This window comes from Arenibacter sp. ARW7G5Y1, from assembly GCF_003201775.1.
Classification (GTDB): domain Bacteria; phylum Bacteroidota; class Bacteroidia; order Flavobacteriales; family Flavobacteriaceae; genus Arenibacter.
The window spans coordinates 63,772-84,998 of record NZ_QJJZ01000007.1 but is presented as its reverse complement, the minus strand read 5'-3'; the positions used below and the strand labels follow the sequence as shown (position 1 = coordinate 84,998).

Below are 21,227 nucleotides of genomic sequence, written 5' to 3'. Positions count from 1 at the left end.
ACCCCTTAGTGGGTAAAAGGACCCGCTGAAGTATCAAGGGGTCCTTTAAATTATCTTGTAGCGCCCAAACCTCCGAATAAAGCATTCATCAACGGCTTGAATCCCACTATTTTTTATTAGCTTTTTAAGCTATTGCCTTTATTATAGCAATAAAGTCGTCCGCAACCAAGGCAGCTCCCCCAATTAAACCACCATCCACATCCGGTTTAGAAAAAATCTCGACCGCATTATTTGGTTTCACACTGCCCCCGTAAAGTATGGAGACATTGTTGGCTATACCTGCATCATAGGCATCTGTTATAGTCTTACGAATAAAGGCGTGCATCTCCTGTGCCTGTTCAGGGGAAGCAGTTTCCCCAGTCCCGATGGCCCAAACTGGTTCGTAGGCCAGAATTATCTTGCTCCAGGCAGCGGCATCTAAGGAAAATAAAGCATTTTTCAACTGGCTTTCCACAATTTTAAAATGGTTACCGGACTTACGATCTTCCAATTCCTCTCCGAAGCAAAACATCACCCTCATATTTTTTGCCAAGGCAGCGACCACTTTCTTGGCCAAAATTCCATCGGTTTCCCCAAAGTATGCCCTTCTTTCCGAGTGTCCTATAATTACCGTGTCTACCCCTATTCCCAACAGCATATTGGCAGATATTTCACCAGTGTAGGCACCACTTTCAGCAAAATGCATGTTCTGGGCAATTACCTCAATGGTGGACGATTTTAGTTTATTTACCGCTGCGTTCAAATTGACAAATGTAGGAGCTACCATCACTTCTGCCTTAGTATCTGGAAGTTTAGCGGAAAGTTCTGCCAACAACACTTCCGTTTCCGCTAAATTTTTGTTCATTTTCCAATTTCCTGCTACTATTTTACTTCTCATTTTGATTTTAATTTATGTTGTTCACTTTTTATGATCGAGGCTAATTGGCCTTTTAATTTTAGAGGCATTGCTACCAAATTATTCAAACGTTAAATCTTCCAAGTCGTTGTAATGGACTTTCTGTACAATGGTACCTTGCTTCAACACCAACACACCAGGATTGGAGCGTACAATTGTTTTTAAAGTGGTTTCATCAGTGAAATAAAAATCAAATCCCAATTGATATTCCTTTTTCATTTTTTGGGTATAATCCTTACCTGAAGCGGACATTCCTATGACCTTATACCCACTCTTTATAGCCTTATCCGTTATCTCCTTTATCTTACTATAAGAGCTATAATGACTTTTTGCAAGATCATATGCTATCACCATTACCAATTTAGGTTCCTGTAGTAGGGAAGCCGACAAATCCTCACCATCCCGTTCTATGGTAAAATCATGGATTGGAGGCTCGTATCCCTTTTGGATCTCCTTGGTTTCCACATCTACAAACTCACCATCTACAGTTGGATAGTCCCCATTGGTTACCACCACCTTTTCCTCTCCATCAACGTTAAATTTCCAACTGTACTCAAAAATCGCTGCCGGAGCATTCTCCGGAACACCCATGCCGTCCTCTATGTTGGCCCCAATTTTATAAGGCCTAAAATCCAAGGCCGGTAAATGATTAAGAACATAATAGGCAAAGATAGCACTTACCAATAAACTAAGGCCAATAATAAGTCTATTGGCGCTATCACCTAAAGGCGAGCCAATATATTTAACTTTCAAAAATAGTACAATAATGAGCAGCAATAAAACTACATCCTTGATAAAGGATTCCCAAGGTGTTAATTTAATGGCATCCCCAAAACAACCGCAATCTGTAACCTTATTAAAATAAGCGGAATAAAAGGTTAGGAAGGTAAAAAAAATGATCATCAAAAGTAGGCTCCACACAGTAATCTTGGTTCTAAAACCAATTAATAACATTACTCCGAGCAAGACCTCCAGAATTACCACAATAATAGAGATCCCCAAGGCATAGGGCATTAAAAACCCCAAATCCAGTACTCCCGGACTGAAATATTCCTCCAACTTAAAGGAAAAGCCAACGGGGTCGTTCAATTTAATAAAACCACTGATAATAAATAAAACACCTACAATTACACGACACAGAGTCACTATATATTTCATATTCCAATATAATTCCGATTATTATTCAATTGACATTATCACTTATCAGCTTTTATAAATAGCACTTAGGATGTTGTCTTTTCCCCAAGATGTATCATTGCAAACACGGCATAGTTGATCATATCCTGATAGTTGGCATCTATACCTTCACTTACCAAAGTTTTGCCTTTATTGTCCTCTATTTGCTTCACGCGCAATAATTTTTGTAAAATTAAATCGGTCAAGGAACTCACCCTCATTTCCCGCCAAGCTTCCCCATAATCATGGTTCTTATTCTCCATTAAGGTCTTGGTGATGGAAATGTGCTTATCAAACAAGGCCACTGCTTCCGAAGCTGAAAGATCCGGTTGATCCACTATCCCTTTTTCGATTTGAATCAAGGCCATTACGGAATAATTAATAATTCCAATAAATTCGGAAACTTCATCCTCGTCTACCTTGCGGACTTCATTTTCCTGCAAACTCCTAATGCGCTGTGCTTTGATATAAATTTGATCTGTTAGGGATGGAAGCCTTAAAATTCGCCATGCACTACCGTAATCTTGCATCTTTTTTAGGAATAGGTCCCTACAAATTTTAATAACGGCATTGTATTGCTCGGAAGTATTATGCATGTAATCTTTCTAATTTGTGTAAATTTCGCTTAAAATTTTAAACTATTCAAAAATCGAGATTTAAACTTAACTACCAAAAGTTTTACTCCCATTTATCTTATAAAAAAAATGACCATTAACTGTAAAGGAAATTTAGTGGACCTAAGTACTCCCAGAGTAATGGGGATTATCAATATTACTCCCGACTCATTCTATGATGGAGGTAAGTATAAAAACAAATCGGAGATTATTGCCCAAGTAGAGACTATGTTGGCCAATGGGGCAAGTTTTATAGATATTGGGGCCTACAGTTCCAGGCCAGGTGCGGTGCATGTTGATGAAAAAGACGAACTGGAAAGAATTACACCTATCGTAAAATTATTGCTCAAGACCTTCCCGGACATCCTTTTATCCATAGATACCTTTAGAAGTAGGGTTGCGCATGAATGCCTTGCCCTGGGAGCCGCAATAATAAACGATATATCCGCAGGTGAAATGGATCCAGAAATGTTGGCAACAGTTGGAAAGCACCGGGCACCCTATATTATGATGCATATGAAAGGTACTCCTGGTACTATGCAGGACATGGTCCATTACGAAAACCTACTATTGGATATATGCTATTATTTTTCCGAAAAGGTTGCCACGGCACGGACGTTTGGTATTAACGACATTATTATTGATCCTGGATTTGGATTTGCTAAAACCCTGGAACAGAACTACGAAATTTTCAAAAAATTTAATCTATTGCACTCCCTTAATCTACCCATTTTAACAGGGGTCAGCAGAAAGTCCATGATATATAAATTACTCCATACCTCCCCTAAAGAAGCTTTAAACGGCAGCACCGCCTTGCATATGTTTGCCCTATCCAAGGGCTCTCAAATATTAAGGGCACATGACGTTAAGGAGGCTATGGAATGTATTACATTGTTTAAAGCCATTAATGGCACCGGGAATCAACTGTGACCATTTTCGAATTTCGACCATTGAAAAATTGTTCAAAAAAGGGCCAAAACATTTTTTCGAATTTGATTTGAGGTTATAGCTTATTTCCTATTTTTACAAAAACCACAGGATTGGATTTTTTAAACTTCTTAGATTTTAGCGTTACCGATATTATAGACATCTTTTTGGTGGCTATACTTATGTATTATGTTTACCAATTGGTTAGGGGCACCGTAGCCATTAATATCTTTATTGGTATTGTGATTGTGTGGGCATTTTGGAAATTGACGGAAGTTCTTGAAATGAAAATGATCAGTAGCATGGTAGGCGGGTTTATGCAAGTGGGCTTAATTGCCCTGATCATTGTTTTCCAGCAAGAAATCAGGAAATTCCTCTTAATGGTAGGCTCCACTAATTTTGCTTCAAAACGCAATTTTCTAAAACACTTTAAATTCTTAAAAGAAGACGGACTTACCATCGGTACCAATGTAGATGCTATAATTGGGGCTTGTGAGAGAATGGCTAGCACAAAAACGGGAGCTCTTATCGTTATTGCCAGAAATAATTCCTTGGATTTCGTGAAATCTACCGGAGATAAAATGTATATAGAAGTAACCCAGCCCATTCTGGAGAGTATATTTTATAAGAACAGCCCCTTACATGACGGTGCGGCGGTTATTGAGGATAATTTTATTGTGGCTACCCGAGTAATTCTACCTGTCTCCAATGAACGTACCATACCCTTGCGTTTTGGGCTAAGACATAGGGCGGCCGTTGGCATTACCGAAAAAACCGATTCCCTGGCAATAATTGTTAGTGAGGAAACCGGACTAATCTCCTATATTAAAAATGGGGAATTTGTACTGTTTAAGGATTTGGATGAATTGGCCAGTCTAATCAAATCCGATCTACTTTAACAGCAAATTGAAATTGGAATACCTAAGCTACCTCTTCAGCCAAAAATTGGGATTCATATAAGTTTTGATAATACCCTTTTTGCTTTAATAGCTCCTTATGTGTTCCTGTCTCCACTATTAATCCATCCTGCATTACCAATATTTTATCGGCCTTCTTAATAGTTGCCAACCGATGGGCTATTATAATGGAAGTACGCCCCTCGGTAATCTTCTCGGTTGCCTGTTGTATCAATTGTTCGGAATACGTATCCACCGATGAAGTAGCCTCATCCAGCACCAGAATACTCGGATTACTCACATAAGCCCTCAAAAAAGCAATTAGCTGTCGCTGACCACTGGAAAGCATGGTTCCCCTCTCCTTAATATTGTAGGAATACCCTCCCGGAAGACTGGAAATAAACTCATGGACCCCTATCTGCTTGGCCGCCAATTCCATATTCTCTATAGTGATGGTATCATTCTTTAGAGAAATATTATTGGCAATGGTATCGGCAAAGAGAAATACATCCTGCAATACCACGGCAATTTTTGACCTTAAAGAACTTAATTTGTAGTCCTTGATATTGATACCATCAATAAAAATAGCCCCTGAATTAATTTCGTAGAAACGATTGAGCAAATTAATAATGGTGGATTTTCCCGCTCCGGTGGCCCCTACAATGGCAATAGTCTCTCCGGCCTTTACCTTAAAGGAAATTCCGTGAAGCACTTCCTCATTTTCCAAATAGCCGAAACGTACGTTACTAAATTCAATATCACCCTTTACCCCATCCCTATCTATGGTCCCTACATCTTGTATATTACTGTCCGTATCCAATATTTTAAAAACCCTATTGGCCGCTACCATTCCCATTTGTAGGGTATTGAACTTATCCGCAATTTGCCTCAGTGGTCTAAACAACATACTGGACAACAATATGAACATAAAAATAGTTCCATATTCCTCCTTACTAATATTGGTAACATTCTGCAGACCTCCGTACCAAACAATCAATCCAACAGTAATTGAGGATACAATTTCAGCAACTGGAAAAAAAATGGAGTTGTACCATACTGTTTTTAACCAGGCATTTTGGTGTTTTTCATTGATTTCCCTGAACTTCTCCTTCTCAATTTCTTCCCTTGTGAACAACTGCACTATTTTCATTCCTGTGATACGTTCCTGAACAAATGAATTAAGATTGGAAACCTGTGCCCTTACCTCAATAAAAGCGACCTTCATAGCCTTTTGAAACAGTCTTGTAGCATATAGGATTATGGGCAATACGGCAAATACAATTAACGACAATTTCCAATTGACCACTAGCATCACTATTGCCACCACCAACATTTTAAGCAAATCTGATACGATGACGAAAAAACCTTCGCTAAAAATTTCACCAATCCTCTGCATGTCCGTCACCGCACGGGTAACCAATAAACCAATGGAAGAATTATCAAAATACTTCATCTTAAAGCCCATAAGATGGTTAAAAAGTTTTATTCTAATATCCTTTATTACAGATTCTCCCAACCAATTGGCGTAATAATTAAAATATAGCTGACTTAAAACTTCCCCCAGCAGAACCCCTACCATAGCCAGGGTCAAGGTCAATAATTTTTGACCATCCTTATTGGTAATGGCGTTATCAACTATCTCCCCTACCAAAATAGGAGTTAGTACGGCAAAACCCGACAGTAAAATTGCAGCGATAGCAACTCCGTAAAATGTAATCAAATATGGTCTAACGTGCCTAAGCAGGCGCTTAAACAATCTATAATCAAATGCTTTCCCCGTATCCTTATCCATTGTGATCAATAATATTTTTTGGATATTTTATTGCTGTCAAATATAATCCTTTTGCAGGTACCGATACCCCAGCCTTCCCCCTATCCTTACTGGCCAGTATATAATTCATGTCCGTTGGGGAAGATTTGCCCAAACCAACATCTACTAAGGTTCCAACGATGGCGCGGACCATATTCCGCAAAAATCTATCGGCGCTGATGGTAAAAACCAACTTCTCCCCATCTTTTGTCCACTGGGCCTTCCTAACATCACAGAGATAAGTTTTTACATCGGTGTTGGACTTTGAAAAACACTCAAAATCCTTATGTTGCACTAAAATAGCTGCAGCTTTGTTCATCTGCTCTATATTTAACGGATATTTCACATAATAGGCCCCTTCTAGCAAGAAGGGATTCTTTTTTTGAACAATCCAATATTCGTATGTACGCTCAGAAGCATCAAAACGGGCATGTGCCTCCACCGGAACCTCAACTATGGAAGCAATGGCAATATCTTCTGGAAGATAGGCGTTTAAACGATGTATTAATTCTGTTGCCTCAAAAAGTATATTGGAATCAAAATGGGCATACATCTCCTTGGCATGGACTCCAGCGTCCGTTCTCCCTGCACCCGTCAAGGACACCGTTTCCCGTAGCAATAAGGAAAAGGCATTTTCCAAAACCTCCTGTACGCTTATTGCATTGGGCTGTTTTTGCCAACCGTGATACGACCTTCCCTGATAAGAAAATTGGACGAAATATCTCAAATGAATGTTTTAGTTTTGTGGTAGGCAAAGATACTTGTTCCAACGGAGAAAAACAGATAGCTGAAATGTTTTAATATAATATTCTGATAATATAATACCACATCCATTGGCACAATTCCTTTATGTTTACAGCTCCAAAATTCCAATGCAAGACCCATAGGCAAAAACAGGTTTTCCATTTGCAATGTGCCTTCCAGGCCATAAATTAAAAGAAATATACACATGAAAAAAATACTCCTCCTTTCCGATACCCATGGCCATATGGATGAAAAGATCCTTAAATACGCCAAGGTCGCGGATGAAATATGGCATGCCGGGGATATTGGAAATTTGGAGGTTATGGATACCTTACAGGAACTAAGACCTGTAAAGGGTGTTTACGGCAATATAGATGACAACAAAATTCAGATGGAATATCCATTGGACAACAGATTTACCTGTGAGGAGGTAGATGTCTGGATGACCCACATAGGTGGATACCCCAACAAATACAATGTGCGAATAAGGGAGGAGATCAAAAAAAATCCCCCAAAACTCTTTATTTCAGGACACTCCCATATCCTAAAAGTAATGTGGGACAAAAAGTTAAACCTACTGCATATGAACCCAGGGGCATGCGGTATACACGGCTTTCACCAAATCAGGACCATGCTACGGTTTAAAATAGACAAAGAGAATATTAAGGATTTAGAGATTATTGAGCTTGGAAAAAGGGGATGATTACCATGGTCTATAAGATACTAAAGTACAAACCACAATATCCCGCTAAAAAGTGGGATTAGTTCAACCAGCAATTTTAAATTCGTTACAAGTAACTTTTTCAAACTGAGTTTCACAAAAAAAACCCGGGCACTACCCCGGGTTCACGCACTAATACTACTAAGATGTTAGGCTTAACGCAATCGATCAACAGATTTTACAAGATCTTCATCCTTTTTTATTGCCCTGTTGGCCAGGACTAAAAAAACGATAGAAAATACAGGAATCAGCATCCCAATACCCTTCTCTGAAACCAAGGTTTCTCCGGATAAGTTTAGTGATCGGTAAACGAAAAATCCTAGTAAAAAAAGATTTAATATCATATTCAACCTGTTTACCACAAATTGATTTTGTCTATTCTTAAATAAAACTATTGCCAGCAGCCCAAGGACTGCAACAGCATAAAAAGCAATGGAAACAAACACTTCATTTTCCGCAAATATCTCATTTCCTTTAGCATCCGACCACAGATTTACAAAGAACGGTACAACCGCCCCTAAAAGTATAACTACGATTAAATAAATGGTCTGAATTCTTTGAATCATGCTTTGTAAAACAATTGAGACACAAAAATAAGCGTCTTTTTAAAAATTATCACCCTAATATTGAAAATAATTTGTAATATTGCTACGTTATAAGTCAGATTACTTACCAACAGGGGATTTCATTCCCTTTATTATCCAAAAACAAAAACTACATACACTTCAAAATTTTCGTAATAAGTATAATTTATTCAAAACTTAATGTTTGAGATTTCAGATTTAAAATCAAAAAAGCTTCCCGAGCTTCAGGAAATAGCCAAGGGCCTAAATGTTGCCAAATTTAAAACTTTAAAAAAACTTGATTTGGTTTACCAAATTTTGGATGTACAAGCATCAAATCCAAAAATTGTTCAAGAAAGAACCGATGTAACAAAAGAAGTAACAAAAGAAGAAAGCAGTACTGCAAAGCCTAAACGGTCCAGGATAATCAAGTCGAAGCCCAAAGAGGCCGAGACCAAAACTGCCGAACCCGTAAAACCAGAGATAAAATCTGTTGCACCAACAGAAAAATCGAGTACCCCTGAAGAAACCACCAAAGTGGTCGAAGATAAAAAAGAGGATACTAAACGCGAAAGAAAACCTCGCCAACACAATAATCCTGTTCCGGCAAAAAAGGAATTTCAAAAGAGTGCACCCCAGCAAAATTCGATCCAGCAAAATCCCCCGCAAGCCAACAAACCTCAGCATAAAAAAAATCCACACCATCAAAAAGGTAATATTGACAAAAACAATAGCAATTTTGATAAGGACCTAAAAAACAAATACAAAGAACCTGAATTTGAGTTCGACAGTATTATAGAAAGTGAAGGTGTCCTGGATATTATGCAGGATGGCTACGGGTTTTTAAGGTCTTCGGATTACAACTACCTTTCCTCTCCAGATGATATTTATGTATCCCAGTCCCAAATAAGATTATTTGGATTAAAAACCGGAGATACCGTACTTGGTAATGTACGTCCGCCAAAAGAAGGCGAAAAGTATTTCCCACTTATCAAAGTGAACAAGATAAACGGGATAGATCCCCAAATTGTTAGGGATAGGGTTTCTTTTGAACATTTGACCCCATTATTCCCACAGGAAAAATTCAATCTTGCAGAAAGACAAAGTACCATTTCTACAAGAATAATAGATTTGTTCAGTCCTATTGGAAAAGGCCAAAGAGGAATGATCGTGTCCCAGCCCAAAACTGGTAAGACCATGCTTCTGAAGGATATCGCCAATGGTATTGCCGCCAATCATCCTGAAGTTTATCAAATTATTCTTTTGATAGATGAACGTCCTGAGGAAGTTACGGACATGCAACGTAATGTTCGAGGTGAGGTAGTTGCCTCTACTTTTGACAAGGAAGCAACAGAACATGTTAGGGTTGCCAACATTGTATTGGAAAAAGCCAAACGCTTGGTAGAATGTGGCCATGATGTGGTTATCCTACTGGATTCCATTACCCGTCTTGCCCGGGCCTATAACACGGTACAGCCTGCCTCGGGAAAGGTCTTGAGTGGTGGTGTAGATGCCAATGCGCTGCATAAACCAAAACGATTTTTTGGAGCTGCACGTAATATTGAAGGCGGAGGTTCCTTAACTATTATTGCAACCGCACTTACCGAAACCGGTTCCAAAATGGATGAAGTAATCTTTGAAGAGTTCAAAGGTACAGGTAACATGGAATTACAATTGGATAGAAAAATTTCCAACCGTAGAATATTCCCGGCCATCGACCTTACTTCTTCAAGTACAAGACGGGACGACCTTTTACTGGATGAAAACACAATTCAAAGAATGTGGATCATGAGAAAGTATTTAGCGGACATGAATCCGGTTGAAGCAATGGAATTTATTGAACAACGATTTAGGCAAACCAAGAACAACGAAGAGTTTTTGTTGACCATGAATCAATAATCCACCGAGCGTATACTCCCTAAAAATTAGGGACAGTCTTAAAATCCCATTTGGCATTATGGCCAAATGGGATTTTTTTGTAACCTATACCTAATAAAAAAATACATTTATTTTTTACGCAATTTTTTTAGATGTACAATAATCTGTACTTTAACAAATAATTTAACAAGTGTTTTCCCCCAACACTTACCACTAAATGATTACTTTAATTAACAACTAATTGTAAAAATCTAAATTATGAAAAACCTAAAAAAAACTTACGCAATATTATGCGTTGGAGCCCTCATTACTTTTGGTTTCACTTCCTGTGAACAGAAAAAGGAACAAAAACCAGTGAGCGAACCTGTCCCCACGGAAGTTTCCGCCCCTAAACAGATTGTAAGCGTTTCCCAAGCAAAAACCATGTACGATGCCTATGGCGAACGCAGGGTACGCCTAATTGAAGGGTTTGAAAATGAACTTGCACCTGAGAAAAAATTTGATGTGGCACGTTTTGGCTATTATGACTACCATACCATAAAGGAATATATGAACTACATTGAACAAGAAGCAAAAAAGGCCAATGTGGAAATTTCCTCCCTACGCTTTTATTTTTCCAATTACCCGGATAAAAAGACCTTTGAGGATGGTAGGGCAATAAAACATCCAAAACAAAATTCATTTTTTATCATTCCAGCAGTTAAGGACAAAAATGATAGGGAATACGGGTTCTATATTAGGGAAGAGGACGATGGTAAAAATGTCCCAGTTTTACTTACTGATAATTTGGAACCAAAAAAGGACGGTGGAACGGACAATATGCAGTCTGGGGAAAGTAAATCCGAGGCCTCCTTTTTACCTACAACATCCCCTGCACCCTTCTATGCCAAAAATAAAAGTCTGGTGCTAAACGAGGCCAATATGGTTCCCCCTCCATACCATGAGGATTAACAAGCCCCATTAACCCCTTATCTAAGCAAAAATGGAAATATTGGATACTATATTGGAGAATGCCAATCAACCTCTCTATGTTGTAACCTTATTGATAGCCTTAATAAAATATCCCAAATATTACAGTACTCCCTTAAAGTATTTTCCCATACTTTTAATGTACACCTTCTTAACCGAATTATTGGGCTATTTAACTAAGAACTATGAGGTATTCCATATTTCCATTTTTTCTACTTTTGTGAAGCACAATGTTTTTATATACAATATTTACAACCTAGTTTTTTTTAACTATTTTTTCTATGTCTATTGGAGCTATATAGAGAATAAAAAATATAAAATTTACATTTTAATTGCCGCGATGTTCTATATGCTCGCTTCGCTTATAAATCCCTTTCTTCAAAACTTTAAATTGGAAGCACAGGTATACAGTTATTTGGCTGGAGCTTTTGCCCTTGTTATTTGTATCATCCTCTTTTTCTTGGAGCACCGGAATGCGTCAAAAAAATTGGACTATAGATATACAGGCATTAAATGGATAAGCATTGGACTATTAATTTTTTATTTGGGCTATGCCCCCATCAAGGCTTCAAGATTTTATAATTACACCAATCAATTGAACGAGTTTGTTCATACCAGAAGAATCCACCTAACACTGATCGTATTGATGTATGTTAGTTTTATTATCGGATTTCTAAGAATGAAACGTAAATTTTGGATTTAACCCGGCCCTAGAAAGAACTCTATCCTGCTTCTAGGAAGGGAAACAACCCGCCACATTATCCCGGACACACAATTTATAGACCTTGTATCCTTGCCAATTGAATACATTTGACCCCCATCAAACATTGGGATAAGAATCAATTATTATAGGATTTGAGTCAACATGTACTTCCATAAGTTATTAAACTTGTTATAACATTTAAAGCCTTCACCGTTTAAACTCCCCAATTGGTAATTCCTTGGGGACGCTGCCTAAGAAGAACGGATCTGAAGTACAGATTACCCTGTATCACCGGTAAATGCTTCCTAAAATATTATAGCGTAAATAAGACACATTTACCATAGACAACCCAAGAGGCAGCTATTGGATTGGGCCAAGACATGACATAGTCAATTCTATAAAATGGACAACCAATAGTATTAAACCCTAGAGCGGACCTTTTACATACTGGTCCTAATGAAAAAGTTACTATAACAGCACCAATTTGTTACATGAGAAAAAAATCGATAATAAAAGGTATTAAACCTCAGGGCCTGTCTGCCGAAAAAGGCGGGATTCGTTCAACTTGCAATTTTAAGGGCGTCTTACTGACTTCTCAAAATTGAGTTTCACTAATAAACTTTGCTAAAAAAAGAAACATGACAGCTATGGAACAAATACAATTGGAAAATATAGCCGATTGCGATTATGAAATATTTGCACTTTTAAAACAGCGATATAGCCCTCGGGTTTTTAAGGACAAAAAAATCTCTGAACAACATGTACACCAACTCTTTGAAGCTGTACGCTGGGCTGCAAGTTCCCAAAACCAACAGCCATGGCGATTCCTATATGCGGAAAAGGGTTCTAACGCCTACGCACAAATATTGGACAACCTAACAAATTCCAATAAGACCTGGGCCAAAAACGCTCCCCTTTTAATACTTACGGCATATAAGAAGGAAACCAATAATGGAAAAGAAAATTTCCACGCCCTTCACGACCTGGGCCTGGGCCTTGGGGCTATGACGGTACAGGCACAGTATATGGGAATAGCTATGCACCATATGGCCGGTCTGGATTATAAAAAAGTCCAGCACACCTTCAGTATCCCCGAAGAATTTCATATTGCTACGGCCATTGCCCTAGGATACTATGGTGGGGAATTGGAAAAACTGCCCCCAAATCTTCAGGACATAGAAATTAAAGAAAGGCAACGAATGCCTCAAAACCAATTCGCATTTAAAAATTGTTGGGAGACAGACCAAACTAAATAACACGCCTTATCCAATACTATTTCCTTATATATACCGTCTTTTTGTTCACAAACTCCAATATACCTTCCATGGAAAGCTCCCTACCAAATCCCGATGCCCTTGTCCCTCCAAATGGCAACCTGGGATCGGACTTTACCATTTCATTGATAAAAAACGCGCCATCGGGGATATCGCCAATTATTTTCCGGGCAGATTTTATATCCTGGGTAAATAACATGGACCCCAGACCAAAAGTAGATTTTGAAGCCAGGGCAACGGCTTCCTGCCTATCTTTTGCCTTAATCACAGCTGCCACCGGGCCAAATAACTCCTCGTCAAATGCTGGCATACCAGGAACTACACCGGTAATTACCGTGGGTTCATAATAGGCACCCACCCGTTTATTCCCAATAAGGACCTCTGCTCCTTGGTCCAAGGAGTCATTCACTTGTCCTTCCAAGCTTTTGGCCAAGTCCTCTCTGGCCATTACCCCAATAACTGTTTGTTTGTTCAATGGATCCCCTGATTTAAGGGTTTGGATTCTGTTGGAAAATTTCATTAGAAACTCCTCATATATTGCCTCGACCACTATGAATCTTTTTGCCGCAATACAACTTTGTCCGGTATTCTGCATTCGAGCCATCACCATGGTATCCATATATTTTTCCAAATCCGCATCTTCCCATATTATACAAGCATTATTGCCCCCAAGTTCCATAACGCATTTTTTTAGATGCCTTCCTGCCTGAGCCGCAATTGCCCTACCTGCCTTCTCACTACCCGTAAGGGTAACCCCCTGAACAATAGTGTTTCCAATAATAGTTTCAAGCTGTTTATGGTCCGCCAAAATAGACTGAAAACAGCCCTGTGGATAGCCTACCGATAGAAACAGTTCCTGTAGAGCCAAACTACAGCCAGGGACATTGCTGGCATGTTTTAATATTACAGTATTACCAGCAGTGAGTGTTGGTGCTGCGAAACGAATGACCTGCCAAAATGGGAAATTCCATGGCATTACGGCCAATACACAACCTATGGGGTCGTAGCTAATAAAGCTTTCGTCAGCCTCGGTTTCTATAAGATCATCCGCTAGAAACCTAACCGCATTCTTGGCGTAGAATTCGCAGGCCCATGCACACTTTTCAATTTCGGCAATACCTTGGCTTATAGGTTTTCCCATCTCTTTCGACATTAACTCGGCATAGGATTTTTTATTTTTCAACAATTCCTTGGCCAGTTTTTTTAATAGCCCCGATTTATGCTCCAGACTTTCATTTTTCCAGTTCGGAAAGACCCGTTCGGTCTTATCCAAAACGTTATTGATATCATCATCTGAAAACATTTTATATTTTTCCAATCGCGTGCCATCATAAGGGTTCACTGATTCCACATATTCCATATCCTTTTTATATATAGTTAATAATAAAATTAAAATAGTATTGGTGCTTTATGTTGCTCCCAATAAATCGATATTTAAAGATAGTCAATACTCATTTTCTTACTGTTCCTTTACGGACAAATAGTATCCCAAACGCTAATAAAGGAAAATAATAAAACAACCATGAGAACAATAGCTGCTAATAATGTACTGTCATAAGAGTCAATAAAATTTAGAATACAGCACAACTTTTTTAAGTGTACCTGGTAACTTTGAAATCAAGAAAAAAAAAAGCATTGCCAAAATTTGGTGATCTTTTGAATCCTAAATTTCTGGGGACATTTAGGGATAAACATATTTTTCATTGAATTACTACGAATAAAAACAGTAATTCAGTAAAGATGGTTAGGTTGGTTGTTAATGGTTCCGATACGCTTAAGTATCGGAACCATTTTTATTGAAACCGCTGCAATTATATCCGTATATTTAAAGGTAATTGAGTTAATCCCCAAAACCTTTGAAACTACAACTAAAAATGAGGACATGGATCTAAAGATAGACGAAGCCTGGGAGAAAATGATCAAGAGACTGGCATCCTGGGCAGACAGTTTAATAGTGAATTTGCCCAACATTATTTTAGCACTGTTCGTTTTCACCATTGTAATCCTACTATCGAAATATTTTGCAAAACTCACATGGAAACTCTTGGAAAAAAGTAGTTTGCAAAAATCCATGAAGAACGTAATTGCCAAATTAATTTCAGTTTTAATCATTCTAACTGGATTATTTTTAGTGCTAGGAATCCTGGACCTTAGCAAAACGCTAAATACAATTTTAGCCGGTGCAGGGGTAGCAGGTCTTGCTGTAGGTCTGGCTTTACAAGGCGCTTTGGCCAACACTTATTCCGGTATTGTACTTTCCTATATTAAACATATAAAATTTGGGGATTGGATAGAAAGCAACAATTATGAAGGTGAGGTGATCGATATTGACCTTAGGGCCGTAACCATCAAGCAATCGGACAATAATCTAGTTTATATTCCCAATAAATTGGTTTTGGAGAACCCAATAAGAAATTTCTCTACCACAGCCCAGTCACGTGTAATCCTTAAATGCGGTGTTGCCTATTCCTCCAATTTGGAATTTGTACGCAATTTGGTATGCAAGACTATTATCTCCAATTTTGACAGTGTGGAAGATACCAGGGAAGTAATTTTTCTTTATACCGAATTTGGAGATAGTTCCATCAACTTTGAAACTCGATTTTGGATTCAATCCACCTCCTCCCTAGAGGTACTAAAAGCCAAAACTATCGCCATGATAGCCCTTAAGAAAGCATTTGACGATAACAACATCAATATTCCATTTCCTATTCGAACGTTGGATTTCCCAGACTACTTCAAATCCAACAATCCCATAAATGATTGATTAAAAACAATTTACAATTAAATCTTTTGTGTTAACCATTAATGTGATAACGTTAAACAACTCAATTGATTATCCCGAGATTTGTGTCAGAGATTGTTAAAAGAACAATTTATAGTATTAACCTAAAAAACACATATATCATGCTACGATGGACAGTAACATTTGTAATATTGGCAATAATCGCCGCAATTTTCGGATTTGGGGGAATAGCAGCAGGAGCTGCCAGTATTGCTAAAATCCTATTTTTTATTTTCTTGATTCTCTTTGTAATTTCTTTATTTACAGGAAGAAGTAAGATCTAAGTAAGACACTTTTTTAAATACATTAAAAACAAATCAAGTACGTAACGTACGTAATCCTAAAACTATAAAAATGAAAAAATCGATAATATACTTTCTATTCACACTCCTATTTACTGTTTCTTTAGCCACCTTTAGCAGTTGTAGGGAAGAAAAAACCACAGGTGAAAAAATTGAGGATGGCATAGAAAACGTGGGCGATGATATTGAGGAAGGTGTGGAAGAAATTGAGGATGAAATAGACGATGCCACGGACGACAATTAAGAAATTCTCTTTGGTTGGTTAGATTTTATTTTGAACGGACATTTTCCATCACGGAGCTTGTCCGTTTTTTTCGCTCCACAGAAATAAAACATGTACAACATCTTTCAATACAAGTTTTGCCAATAATTTTTGGTTGCATAAAATAGATCCTTTTACCAAGGATTCAATGAAAAGAACTATTTGAGAATAATTAAAAAATATGAAAATGAAGAATCAGTTTGCAAAGAACGAAAAAGAAATTATAGACGAATATCAAAAAAAAGGCTTTAAGGGCAACTACCGGGTAGAAAAAATGAAACTTATAGATCTAAAGACAAAAATTGGATATTCGCCGGAAAATGTCACTATTTTGGAGGAATTTCGCTTCGAAGGGATGAGCAATCCATCGGACATGTCCATTTTATATATTTTGGAAACAAACGACGGCAGTAAAGGCACGGTATTGGCCAATTATAGTCCATCGAGCAATATTGAAACAGCTGAATTTTTTAAGGAAATTCCAGAAAAAAATTACCTGACAAACTAATATATATATTACCTAAATAAGCTACGTCAGCTAGGAAGGTTAAAGGTATCGTTAGGGGCAAAGTTTGGCTTAGGTATCAATTTGGAATTCAATTGTTAAATAATTCCCTGAGCAGTTTAATTCAATTTAAAAATTCATCATCTTTGTGTATAACGCCTTTATCGTTTTCCCCTATAAAGAGGAATCGATGTTACAGGCCCATATTATATGCAATTAATGAGAATTTATCTAAAATTTGATTTTAACCTTGTCTGTAAAGCTGTTCTTCAGGAACAATTGGACGCCTTGGGAATGAAATATACCATTCATGGTGTTGGTGAAATTGAATTTAGTAGACCGCCTACACCAAAGGAAGAACAGGAAATGGCCTCGCTCTTGGGAAATTACGGCATAGAAATTATGGATGACCAACAAATGGCCTTGGTACAGCGAATTAAAGATTCCGTTACAGAATGGATCAATGATGTGGAGAACCCTAAGCTTTATAATTTCTCCACCTATCTTTCTGAAAAACTGGATTATTCATATACCTATTTATCCTCGGTATTCTCTGAAGCTACCTATTCTTCCATAGAGAACTTTGTGATTTTAAAAAAAATAGATTTCGCCAAAAGTTTAATCCTACAAAATAACCTAACCTTAACTGAAATAGCGTATAAGCTAAACTATAGTAGCGTATCACATTTATCGGCCCAATTTAAAAAGACGACGGGACTTACCCCTTCCGCCTTTCAGAAAATAATCCTGAAACGGAAAGAAAGAGCCTTAACCCAAAAATAACCATACCAAAACATGCCTCTACATACGCTAAACATAGCCTTGGCCGATGATGACGATGATGACAGAACATTGTTCAAGGAAGCTATGAACGAAATAAAAATTAAGACTAAATTATCGCTTTTCAACAATGGGAAAGAGTTAATGGATTATTTGATCCTACCCAATGTGATATTGCCTGAAATAGTCTTTCTAGATTTAAACATGCCCATTAAAAACGGAATGCAGTGTCTCTATGAAATTAGAAACCACCCTAGACTCCATGATCTATTGGTAGCTATCTATTCAACATCCTCATCAGAGGCCGATATTGAAGAAACTTTTGTGAACGGGGCTAATATTTATATTAATAAGCCCACTAGTTTTGGTGCTCTTAAACAAGCTATTGAAAAGGTTCTACAGCTCAACTGGCAATACCATACCTCGGCCTTGAACAAGGATAATTTTTTATTACGGATCTAAAGGAGTTACGGCATGCCAATAAGAAAAATAACATCCTCTCCAAAAGTTCTTGCCGTCTCCCTTATTTTGGCCATTGCCCTTCTCATGTTTCTCGGGAGCATCAGTTACAAACAAATTGTACAACTTGGGGAATCGGCAGATATGGTTTCCCATTCCCTGGAGGTGGACATGGAAATAAATCAGCTATTTTCCTACTATGCCCAAATGCAGTCCACGGAACTTAAAAACTTGCTGTCCCAAGATACCTTGGGTATTTCTTCCTTTGAAAATTACAAACCGGAAGTACAGGAGTCTTTTCAAAAACTAAGAAGATTAACCCAAGACAATGAACTACAGCAGAAAATACTATTTTCTGTACAATCCTGGCAGGACAGCCTTTATAATTCCCTAAAAATTATAGCAGATATTCCATTTCAAAAAACAAATTATTCTGCCAGTGATAGAGAAAAAATCACTAAGGTTTCAAAATACATTACCCAATTGAATCTGCTCAGAAATCAATTGTACCAAGAAAAGCAGATACAACTTGCCCAACGTAAGGAGGAATATAGGTCCCAAATTTCATTTACGCCATTAATGACCTTGCTCCTGGGTATGTTTGCCTTATTTATCTTTATTATTTCATTTCTACAAATTAACAGACAGCGAAAAAAAACAGTTACTGCGGAGAAATTTCTTCAAAATATTTTGAGCAGCACAGACAATATTATTAGTTATTTTTTGCCTATATATAATACTACGGGACAGGTAAAAGATTTTACCATTGTATTTTCCAACGAAAAAATTGAATCGGTCCTCGGACAAAAATCCCACCAAATAGAGCAATGTAAAATGTCCGAATTAATTCCCATTAATTTTGAGAACGGCATTTTTGACGAATTGTCCAAAGTTATTACAGAAGGAACTACCCGTAAATTTGAAAAATATTTTGAATTTAATGACAATAAGTTTTGGTTCAAGACCACGGCCGTTAAAATGGAAAATGGGGTTTTAACAACTTCTGTGGATACTACTGCGGAAAGAAAGTTTACTCAAAATCTAAAGGTTTTGAACGAACAACTGGAAAAGCAGAACCATAACTTGATCGAAACCAAATCCTTCTTGAACAATATCCTGGAAAGCACCAGTAACACCGTTAGCCATCTAATTACCGAAAGGGATTCAAATGGCCATATTATAGATTTCAAATATTTATTCACCAACACCGAAAGTGAGAACCTTACAGGAAAACAGGTGGATGAAGTGATTGGAAAGTCCATCTCCAAAATTTATCCTTTTGTACATGAAACCGGACTATACGACCTCATGGTAAAATGTGCCAACAACGGCAGCATTGAAATACATGAAACCGAATATCCCTTAAAAGATAAACGCGTGTGGGTCCATACTACCATCAATAAGCTAAACGATGGTATTACACTAACTTCTTATGACAGTACTCAAATAATTAATGCCAAACAACGATTATTGGAGCTTAATGAACAATTAACAGTACAAAATTCTATTCTGAATGATGCAGAAGCGGTGGCCAAAATAGGTAGCTACCGATGGAATATAGAAACCAAGGAAGCCACCATGTCCGATAACTTTTTCAGGTTATTGGATTGCGAACCCAATGAATTTGAGCCGACACCTGATAACTATAGACACTTTGTGCACCCAAAAGACCTCAAGCTTTACGACGAAAAATTAAACTTGGCCTGGGAGAAAAAAATAATCGGCAATTATACATATCGTATTATAACCAAAGGTGGGAAGGTAAAATACCTTCACAATACGGGCCATTTTTTAAAGACCGAGTTTATTGGAGTGGTAAAGGATATTACCAAAGAACTTAAAAATGAACAAAAGCTAAAGGACAAGAACCTGGAACTAAAACGCACCAATAGTGAATTGGAATCCTTTAACCGTGTTGCCAGCCATGACCTTCAGGAGCCTTTAAGAAAAATACAGATGTTCATATCAAGGATTACGGATTCCGATTCCTCCAGTTTTACAGAACAACAACTGCAATACATAGACAAAGTAAAATCTTCCGCCAACCGTATGCAGACCCTTATAAAATACCTATTATCCTATTCCAGGCTAAGCAAGAAAAAAAAGGACTTTGTACAAGTAGACCTGAATCTAGTGTTGGATAAAGTTCAGGAAGATCTGGAGGCCCCAATTAGGGAGTCCGGGGTAGAATTTATTCTTGGCGATCTGCCCGAAGTGAGAGGTATCCCTTTTCAGATAGAACAGCTTTTCAACAACCTGATTTCAAATTCCATCAAATATCACAGTATTCTCGATACTCCGAAAATAGAAATCGAATGCGAGAAAATGGAACGCAATTCCATTCCTGATGACTTTCACAAGAAAGCCAAGGAGTATTACTGCATTTCCGTGAAGGATAATGGTATTGGCTTTGAGCAGGCCAATGCCCATAAAATATTTGAACTCTTCCAACGCCTTCATCAAAAAAACGAATATTCGGGCACAGGAATAGGATTGGCTATTTGCAAGAAGATTGTGGAAAAACACAAAGGGCATATTGCGGCCTATGGGCTTATAAACAAAGGTGCTACCTTCAACATCTACTTACCGGTTTAAAATCCCAATACGGTATAGAATCCAAAGGATACTTCTCCCCCCATTTCACATCAACAATAAAAGGCATTAAAACTCAGGGCAGGCCTGTCTGCCGACATAGGTAGGCCTGTCTGCCGACAAAGGCAGGCCCTGAACCCAATAATAGGAATTGACCCTAGGGGCGAGGTATTGAACCTAGATCCCGCCGAAAAAGGCGGGATTAGTTCAACCTGCAATATTAAGTGCGTCTTACTGACTTCTCAAAATTGAGTTTCACTAATAAAACCAATAGCATTAAGTACGCTCTTTGGTAGTTGTATACCCACCTCTTACCTATAGCCTAAAAACAGTATCGAGTTCTGTCTCGCCCCAAGCTTGGGCCCAACATAT

At 37.9% G+C, this 21,227-nt stretch carries 21 protein-coding genes; 14 read left to right on the top strand and 7 right to left on the bottom strand.

The window, feature by feature from the left end; genetic code table 11:
- Nucleotides 1-124: 124 nt before the first annotated feature.
- The 3 genes from tpiA to C7972_RS11785 form a co-directional block, all read right to left on the bottom strand.
- On the bottom strand, nucleotides 125-877 hold the full coding sequence (tpiA, locus tag C7972_RS11795; RefSeq protein WP_110356386.1) for a triose-phosphate isomerase: 753 nt from the start codon (nucleotides 875-877) through the stop codon (nucleotides 125-127).
- 78 nt (nucleotides 878-955) lie between these two features.
- Entirely contained in the window at nucleotides 956-2,053 is a 1,098-nt protein-coding gene (locus C7972_RS11790) for a BT_3928 family protein (RefSeq protein WP_110356385.1), read from the bottom strand.
- Between the two features lie 65 nt (nucleotides 2,054-2,118).
- A complete protein-coding gene (locus tag C7972_RS11785) occupies nucleotides 2,119-2,667 on the bottom strand; it encodes a DUF1599 domain-containing protein (RefSeq protein WP_110356384.1) in 549 nt (182 codons plus the stop codon).
- Nucleotides 2,668-2,775: 108 nt separating this feature from the next.
- Between C7972_RS11785 and folP the strand changes: the two genes are divergently transcribed.
- Nucleotides 2,776-3,615 carry a dihydropteroate synthase gene (folP, locus tag C7972_RS11780; RefSeq protein WP_110356383.1) on the top strand — a complete coding sequence of 280 codons (840 nt, stop codon included), beginning with the start codon at nucleotides 2,776-2,778 and terminating at the stop codon, nucleotides 3,613-3,615.
- A 110-nt stretch (nucleotides 3,616-3,725) separates the two neighbouring features.
- Nucleotides 3,726-4,511 carry a diadenylate cyclase gene (locus C7972_RS11775; RefSeq protein ID WP_110356382.1) on the top strand — a complete coding sequence of 262 codons (786 nt, stop codon included), beginning with the start codon at nucleotides 3,726-3,728 and terminating at the stop codon, nucleotides 4,509-4,511.
- 22 nt (nucleotides 4,512-4,533) lie between these two features.
- Here C7972_RS11775 and C7972_RS11770 read toward each other — a convergent pair whose 3' ends face one another.
- Nucleotides 4,534-6,300, bottom strand: a complete 1,767-nt coding sequence (locus C7972_RS11770) for an ABC transporter ATP-binding protein (protein ID WP_110356381.1) — start codon at nucleotides 6,298-6,300, stop codon at nucleotides 4,534-4,536.
- Nucleotides 6,293-7,045 (bottom strand): tRNA pseudouridine(38-40) synthase TruA, encoded by a 753-nt coding sequence (gene truA, locus C7972_RS11765; protein WP_110356380.1) that lies wholly within the window; start codon nucleotides 7,043-7,045, stop codon nucleotides 6,293-6,295. The genes C7972_RS11770 and truA overlap by 8 nt, the downstream gene beginning before the upstream one ends.
- Nucleotides 7,046-7,267: 222 nt before the next feature.
- Here truA and C7972_RS11755 point away from each other — a divergent pair, with 222 nt between their 5' ends.
- Nucleotides 7,268-7,765 (top strand): metallophosphoesterase, encoded by a 498-nt coding sequence (locus C7972_RS11755; RefSeq protein ID WP_110356378.1) that lies wholly within the window; start codon nucleotides 7,268-7,270, stop codon nucleotides 7,763-7,765.
- 173 nt (nucleotides 7,766-7,938) lie between these two features.
- On the opposite strand, the gene C7972_RS11750 is transcribed toward C7972_RS11755, so the two are convergent.
- Nucleotides 7,939-8,349 (bottom strand): DUF4293 domain-containing protein, encoded by a 411-nt coding sequence (locus C7972_RS11750; protein WP_110356377.1) that lies wholly within the window; start codon nucleotides 8,347-8,349, stop codon nucleotides 7,939-7,941.
- Between the two features lie 198 nt (nucleotides 8,350-8,547).
- Between C7972_RS11750 and rho the strand changes: the two genes are divergently transcribed.
- The 4 genes from rho (at nucleotide 8,548) to C7972_RS11730 (ending at nucleotide 13,152) form a co-directional block, all read left to right on the top strand.
- Complete coding sequence (rho, locus tag C7972_RS11745; RefSeq protein ID WP_110356376.1) at nucleotides 8,548-10,245, top strand: transcription termination factor Rho; 1,698 nt, start codon at nucleotides 8,548-8,550, stop codon at nucleotides 10,243-10,245.
- 237 nt (nucleotides 10,246-10,482) lie between these two features.
- Nucleotides 10,483-11,175: a hypothetical protein gene (locus C7972_RS11740; RefSeq protein ID WP_110356375.1), complete on the top strand. Its 693-nt coding sequence runs from the start codon at nucleotides 10,483-10,485 to the stop codon at nucleotides 11,173-11,175.
- Between the two features lie 31 nt (nucleotides 11,176-11,206).
- Nucleotides 11,207-11,896: a hypothetical protein gene (locus C7972_RS11735; protein WP_110356374.1), complete on the top strand. Its 690-nt coding sequence runs from the start codon at nucleotides 11,207-11,209 to the stop codon at nucleotides 11,894-11,896.
- Nucleotides 11,897-12,534: 638 nt separating this feature from the next.
- Complete coding sequence (locus C7972_RS11730) at nucleotides 12,535-13,152, top strand: nitroreductase family protein (RefSeq protein WP_110356373.1); 618 nt, start codon at nucleotides 12,535-12,537, stop codon at nucleotides 13,150-13,152.
- 16 nt (nucleotides 13,153-13,168) lie between these two features.
- Here C7972_RS11730 and C7972_RS11725 read toward each other — a convergent pair whose 3' ends face one another.
- A complete protein-coding gene (locus C7972_RS11725; RefSeq protein ID WP_110356372.1) occupies nucleotides 13,169-14,530 on the bottom strand; it encodes an NAD-dependent succinate-semialdehyde dehydrogenase in 1,362 nt (453 codons plus the stop codon).
- A gap of 522 nt (nucleotides 14,531-15,052) precedes the next feature.
- On the opposite strand from C7972_RS11725, the gene C7972_RS11720 reads away from it, so the two are divergent.
- The 7 genes from C7972_RS11720 to C7972_RS11690 all read left to right on the top strand — a co-directional run bounded on the left by C7972_RS11720 (nucleotide 15,053) and on the right by C7972_RS11690 (nucleotide 20,858).
- A complete protein-coding gene (locus C7972_RS11720) occupies nucleotides 15,053-15,937 on the top strand; it encodes a mechanosensitive ion channel family protein (RefSeq protein ID WP_110356510.1) in 885 nt (294 codons plus the stop codon).
- Between the two features lie 140 nt (nucleotides 15,938-16,077).
- The gene (locus C7972_RS11715; RefSeq protein WP_031443085.1) at nucleotides 16,078-16,239 is read left to right on the top strand and encodes a DUF1328 family protein; all 162 of its coding nucleotides are present in this window, start codon (nucleotides 16,078-16,080) and stop codon (nucleotides 16,237-16,239) included.
- A 70-nt stretch (nucleotides 16,240-16,309) separates the two neighbouring features.
- Nucleotides 16,310-16,501, top strand: a complete 192-nt coding sequence (locus tag C7972_RS11710; RefSeq protein ID WP_110356371.1) for a hypothetical protein — start codon at nucleotides 16,310-16,312, stop codon at nucleotides 16,499-16,501.
- 205 nt (nucleotides 16,502-16,706) lie between these two features.
- Nucleotides 16,707-17,027, top strand: coding sequence for a hypothetical protein (locus tag C7972_RS11705; protein ID WP_110356509.1), 321 nt, complete (start codon nucleotides 16,707-16,709; stop codon nucleotides 17,025-17,027).
- Nucleotides 17,028-17,243: 216 nt separating this feature from the next.
- On the top strand, nucleotides 17,244-17,807 hold the full coding sequence (locus C7972_RS11700) for an AraC family transcriptional regulator (protein WP_110356370.1): 564 nt from the start codon (nucleotides 17,244-17,246) through the stop codon (nucleotides 17,805-17,807).
- A gap of 12 nt (nucleotides 17,808-17,819) precedes the next feature.
- Nucleotides 17,820-18,266 carry a response regulator gene (locus C7972_RS11695; RefSeq protein ID WP_110356369.1) on the top strand — a complete coding sequence of 149 codons (447 nt, stop codon included), beginning with the start codon at nucleotides 17,820-17,822 and terminating at the stop codon, nucleotides 18,264-18,266.
- Nucleotides 18,267-18,278: 12 nt separating this feature from the next.
- Nucleotides 18,279-20,858, top strand: a complete 2,580-nt coding sequence (locus tag C7972_RS11690; RefSeq protein ID WP_110356368.1) for an ATP-binding protein — start codon at nucleotides 18,279-18,281, stop codon at nucleotides 20,856-20,858.
- The last annotated feature ends 369 nt before the right edge of the window (nucleotides 20,859-21,227 follow it).

Excerpts from the sequence above, each read along its gene's own strand:
- tpiA (WP_110356386.1), bottom strand. The coding sequence starts at position 877 with ATGAGAAGTAAAATAGTAGCAGGAAATTGGAAAATGAACAAAAATTTA.
- C7972_RS11790 (WP_110356385.1), bottom strand. The coding sequence starts at position 2,053 with ATGAAATATATAGTGACTCTGTGTCGTGTAATTGTAGGTGTTTTATTT.
- C7972_RS11785 (WP_110356384.1), bottom strand. The coding sequence starts at position 2,667 with ATGCATAATACTTCCGAGCAATACAATGCCGTTATTAAAATTTGTAGG.
- folP (WP_110356383.1), top strand. The coding sequence starts at position 2,776 with ATGACCATTAACTGTAAAGGAAATTTAGTGGACCTAAGTACTCCCAGA.
- C7972_RS11770 (WP_110356381.1), bottom strand. The coding sequence starts at position 6,300 with ATGGATAAGGATACGGGGAAAGCATTTGATTATAGATTGTTTAAGCGC.
- C7972_RS11755 (WP_110356378.1), top strand. The coding sequence starts at position 7,268 with ATGAAAAAAATACTCCTCCTTTCCGATACCCATGGCCATATGGATGAA.
- C7972_RS11750 (WP_110356377.1), bottom strand. The coding sequence starts at position 8,349 with ATGATTCAAAGAATTCAGACCATTTATTTAATCGTAGTTATACTTTTA.
- rho (WP_110356376.1), top strand. The coding sequence starts at position 8,548 with ATGTTTGAGATTTCAGATTTAAAATCAAAAAAGCTTCCCGAGCTTCAG.
- C7972_RS11740 (WP_110356375.1), top strand. The coding sequence starts at position 10,483 with ATGAAAAACCTAAAAAAAACTTACGCAATATTATGCGTTGGAGCCCTC.
- C7972_RS11735 (WP_110356374.1), top strand. The coding sequence starts at position 11,207 with ATGGAAATATTGGATACTATATTGGAGAATGCCAATCAACCTCTCTAT.
- C7972_RS11730 (WP_110356373.1), top strand. The coding sequence starts at position 12,535 with ATGACAGCTATGGAACAAATACAATTGGAAAATATAGCCGATTGCGAT.
- C7972_RS11725 (WP_110356372.1), bottom strand. The coding sequence starts at position 14,530 with ATGGAATATGTGGAATCAGTGAACCCTTATGATGGCACGCGATTGGAA.
- C7972_RS11720 (WP_110356510.1), top strand. The coding sequence starts at position 15,053 with ATGGATCTAAAGATAGACGAAGCCTGGGAGAAAATGATCAAGAGACTG.
- C7972_RS11715 (WP_031443085.1), top strand. The coding sequence starts at position 16,078 with ATGCTACGATGGACAGTAACATTTGTAATATTGGCAATAATCGCCGCA.
- C7972_RS11710 (WP_110356371.1), top strand. The coding sequence starts at position 16,310 with ATGAAAAAATCGATAATATACTTTCTATTCACACTCCTATTTACTGTT.
- C7972_RS11705 (WP_110356509.1), top strand. The coding sequence starts at position 16,707 with ATGAAGAATCAGTTTGCAAAGAACGAAAAAGAAATTATAGACGAATAT.
- C7972_RS11700 (WP_110356370.1), top strand. The coding sequence starts at position 17,244 with ATGAGAATTTATCTAAAATTTGATTTTAACCTTGTCTGTAAAGCTGTT.
- C7972_RS11695 (WP_110356369.1), top strand. The coding sequence starts at position 17,820 with ATGCCTCTACATACGCTAAACATAGCCTTGGCCGATGATGACGATGAT.
- C7972_RS11690 (WP_110356368.1), top strand. The coding sequence starts at position 18,279 with ATGCCAATAAGAAAAATAACATCCTCTCCAAAAGTTCTTGCCGTCTCC.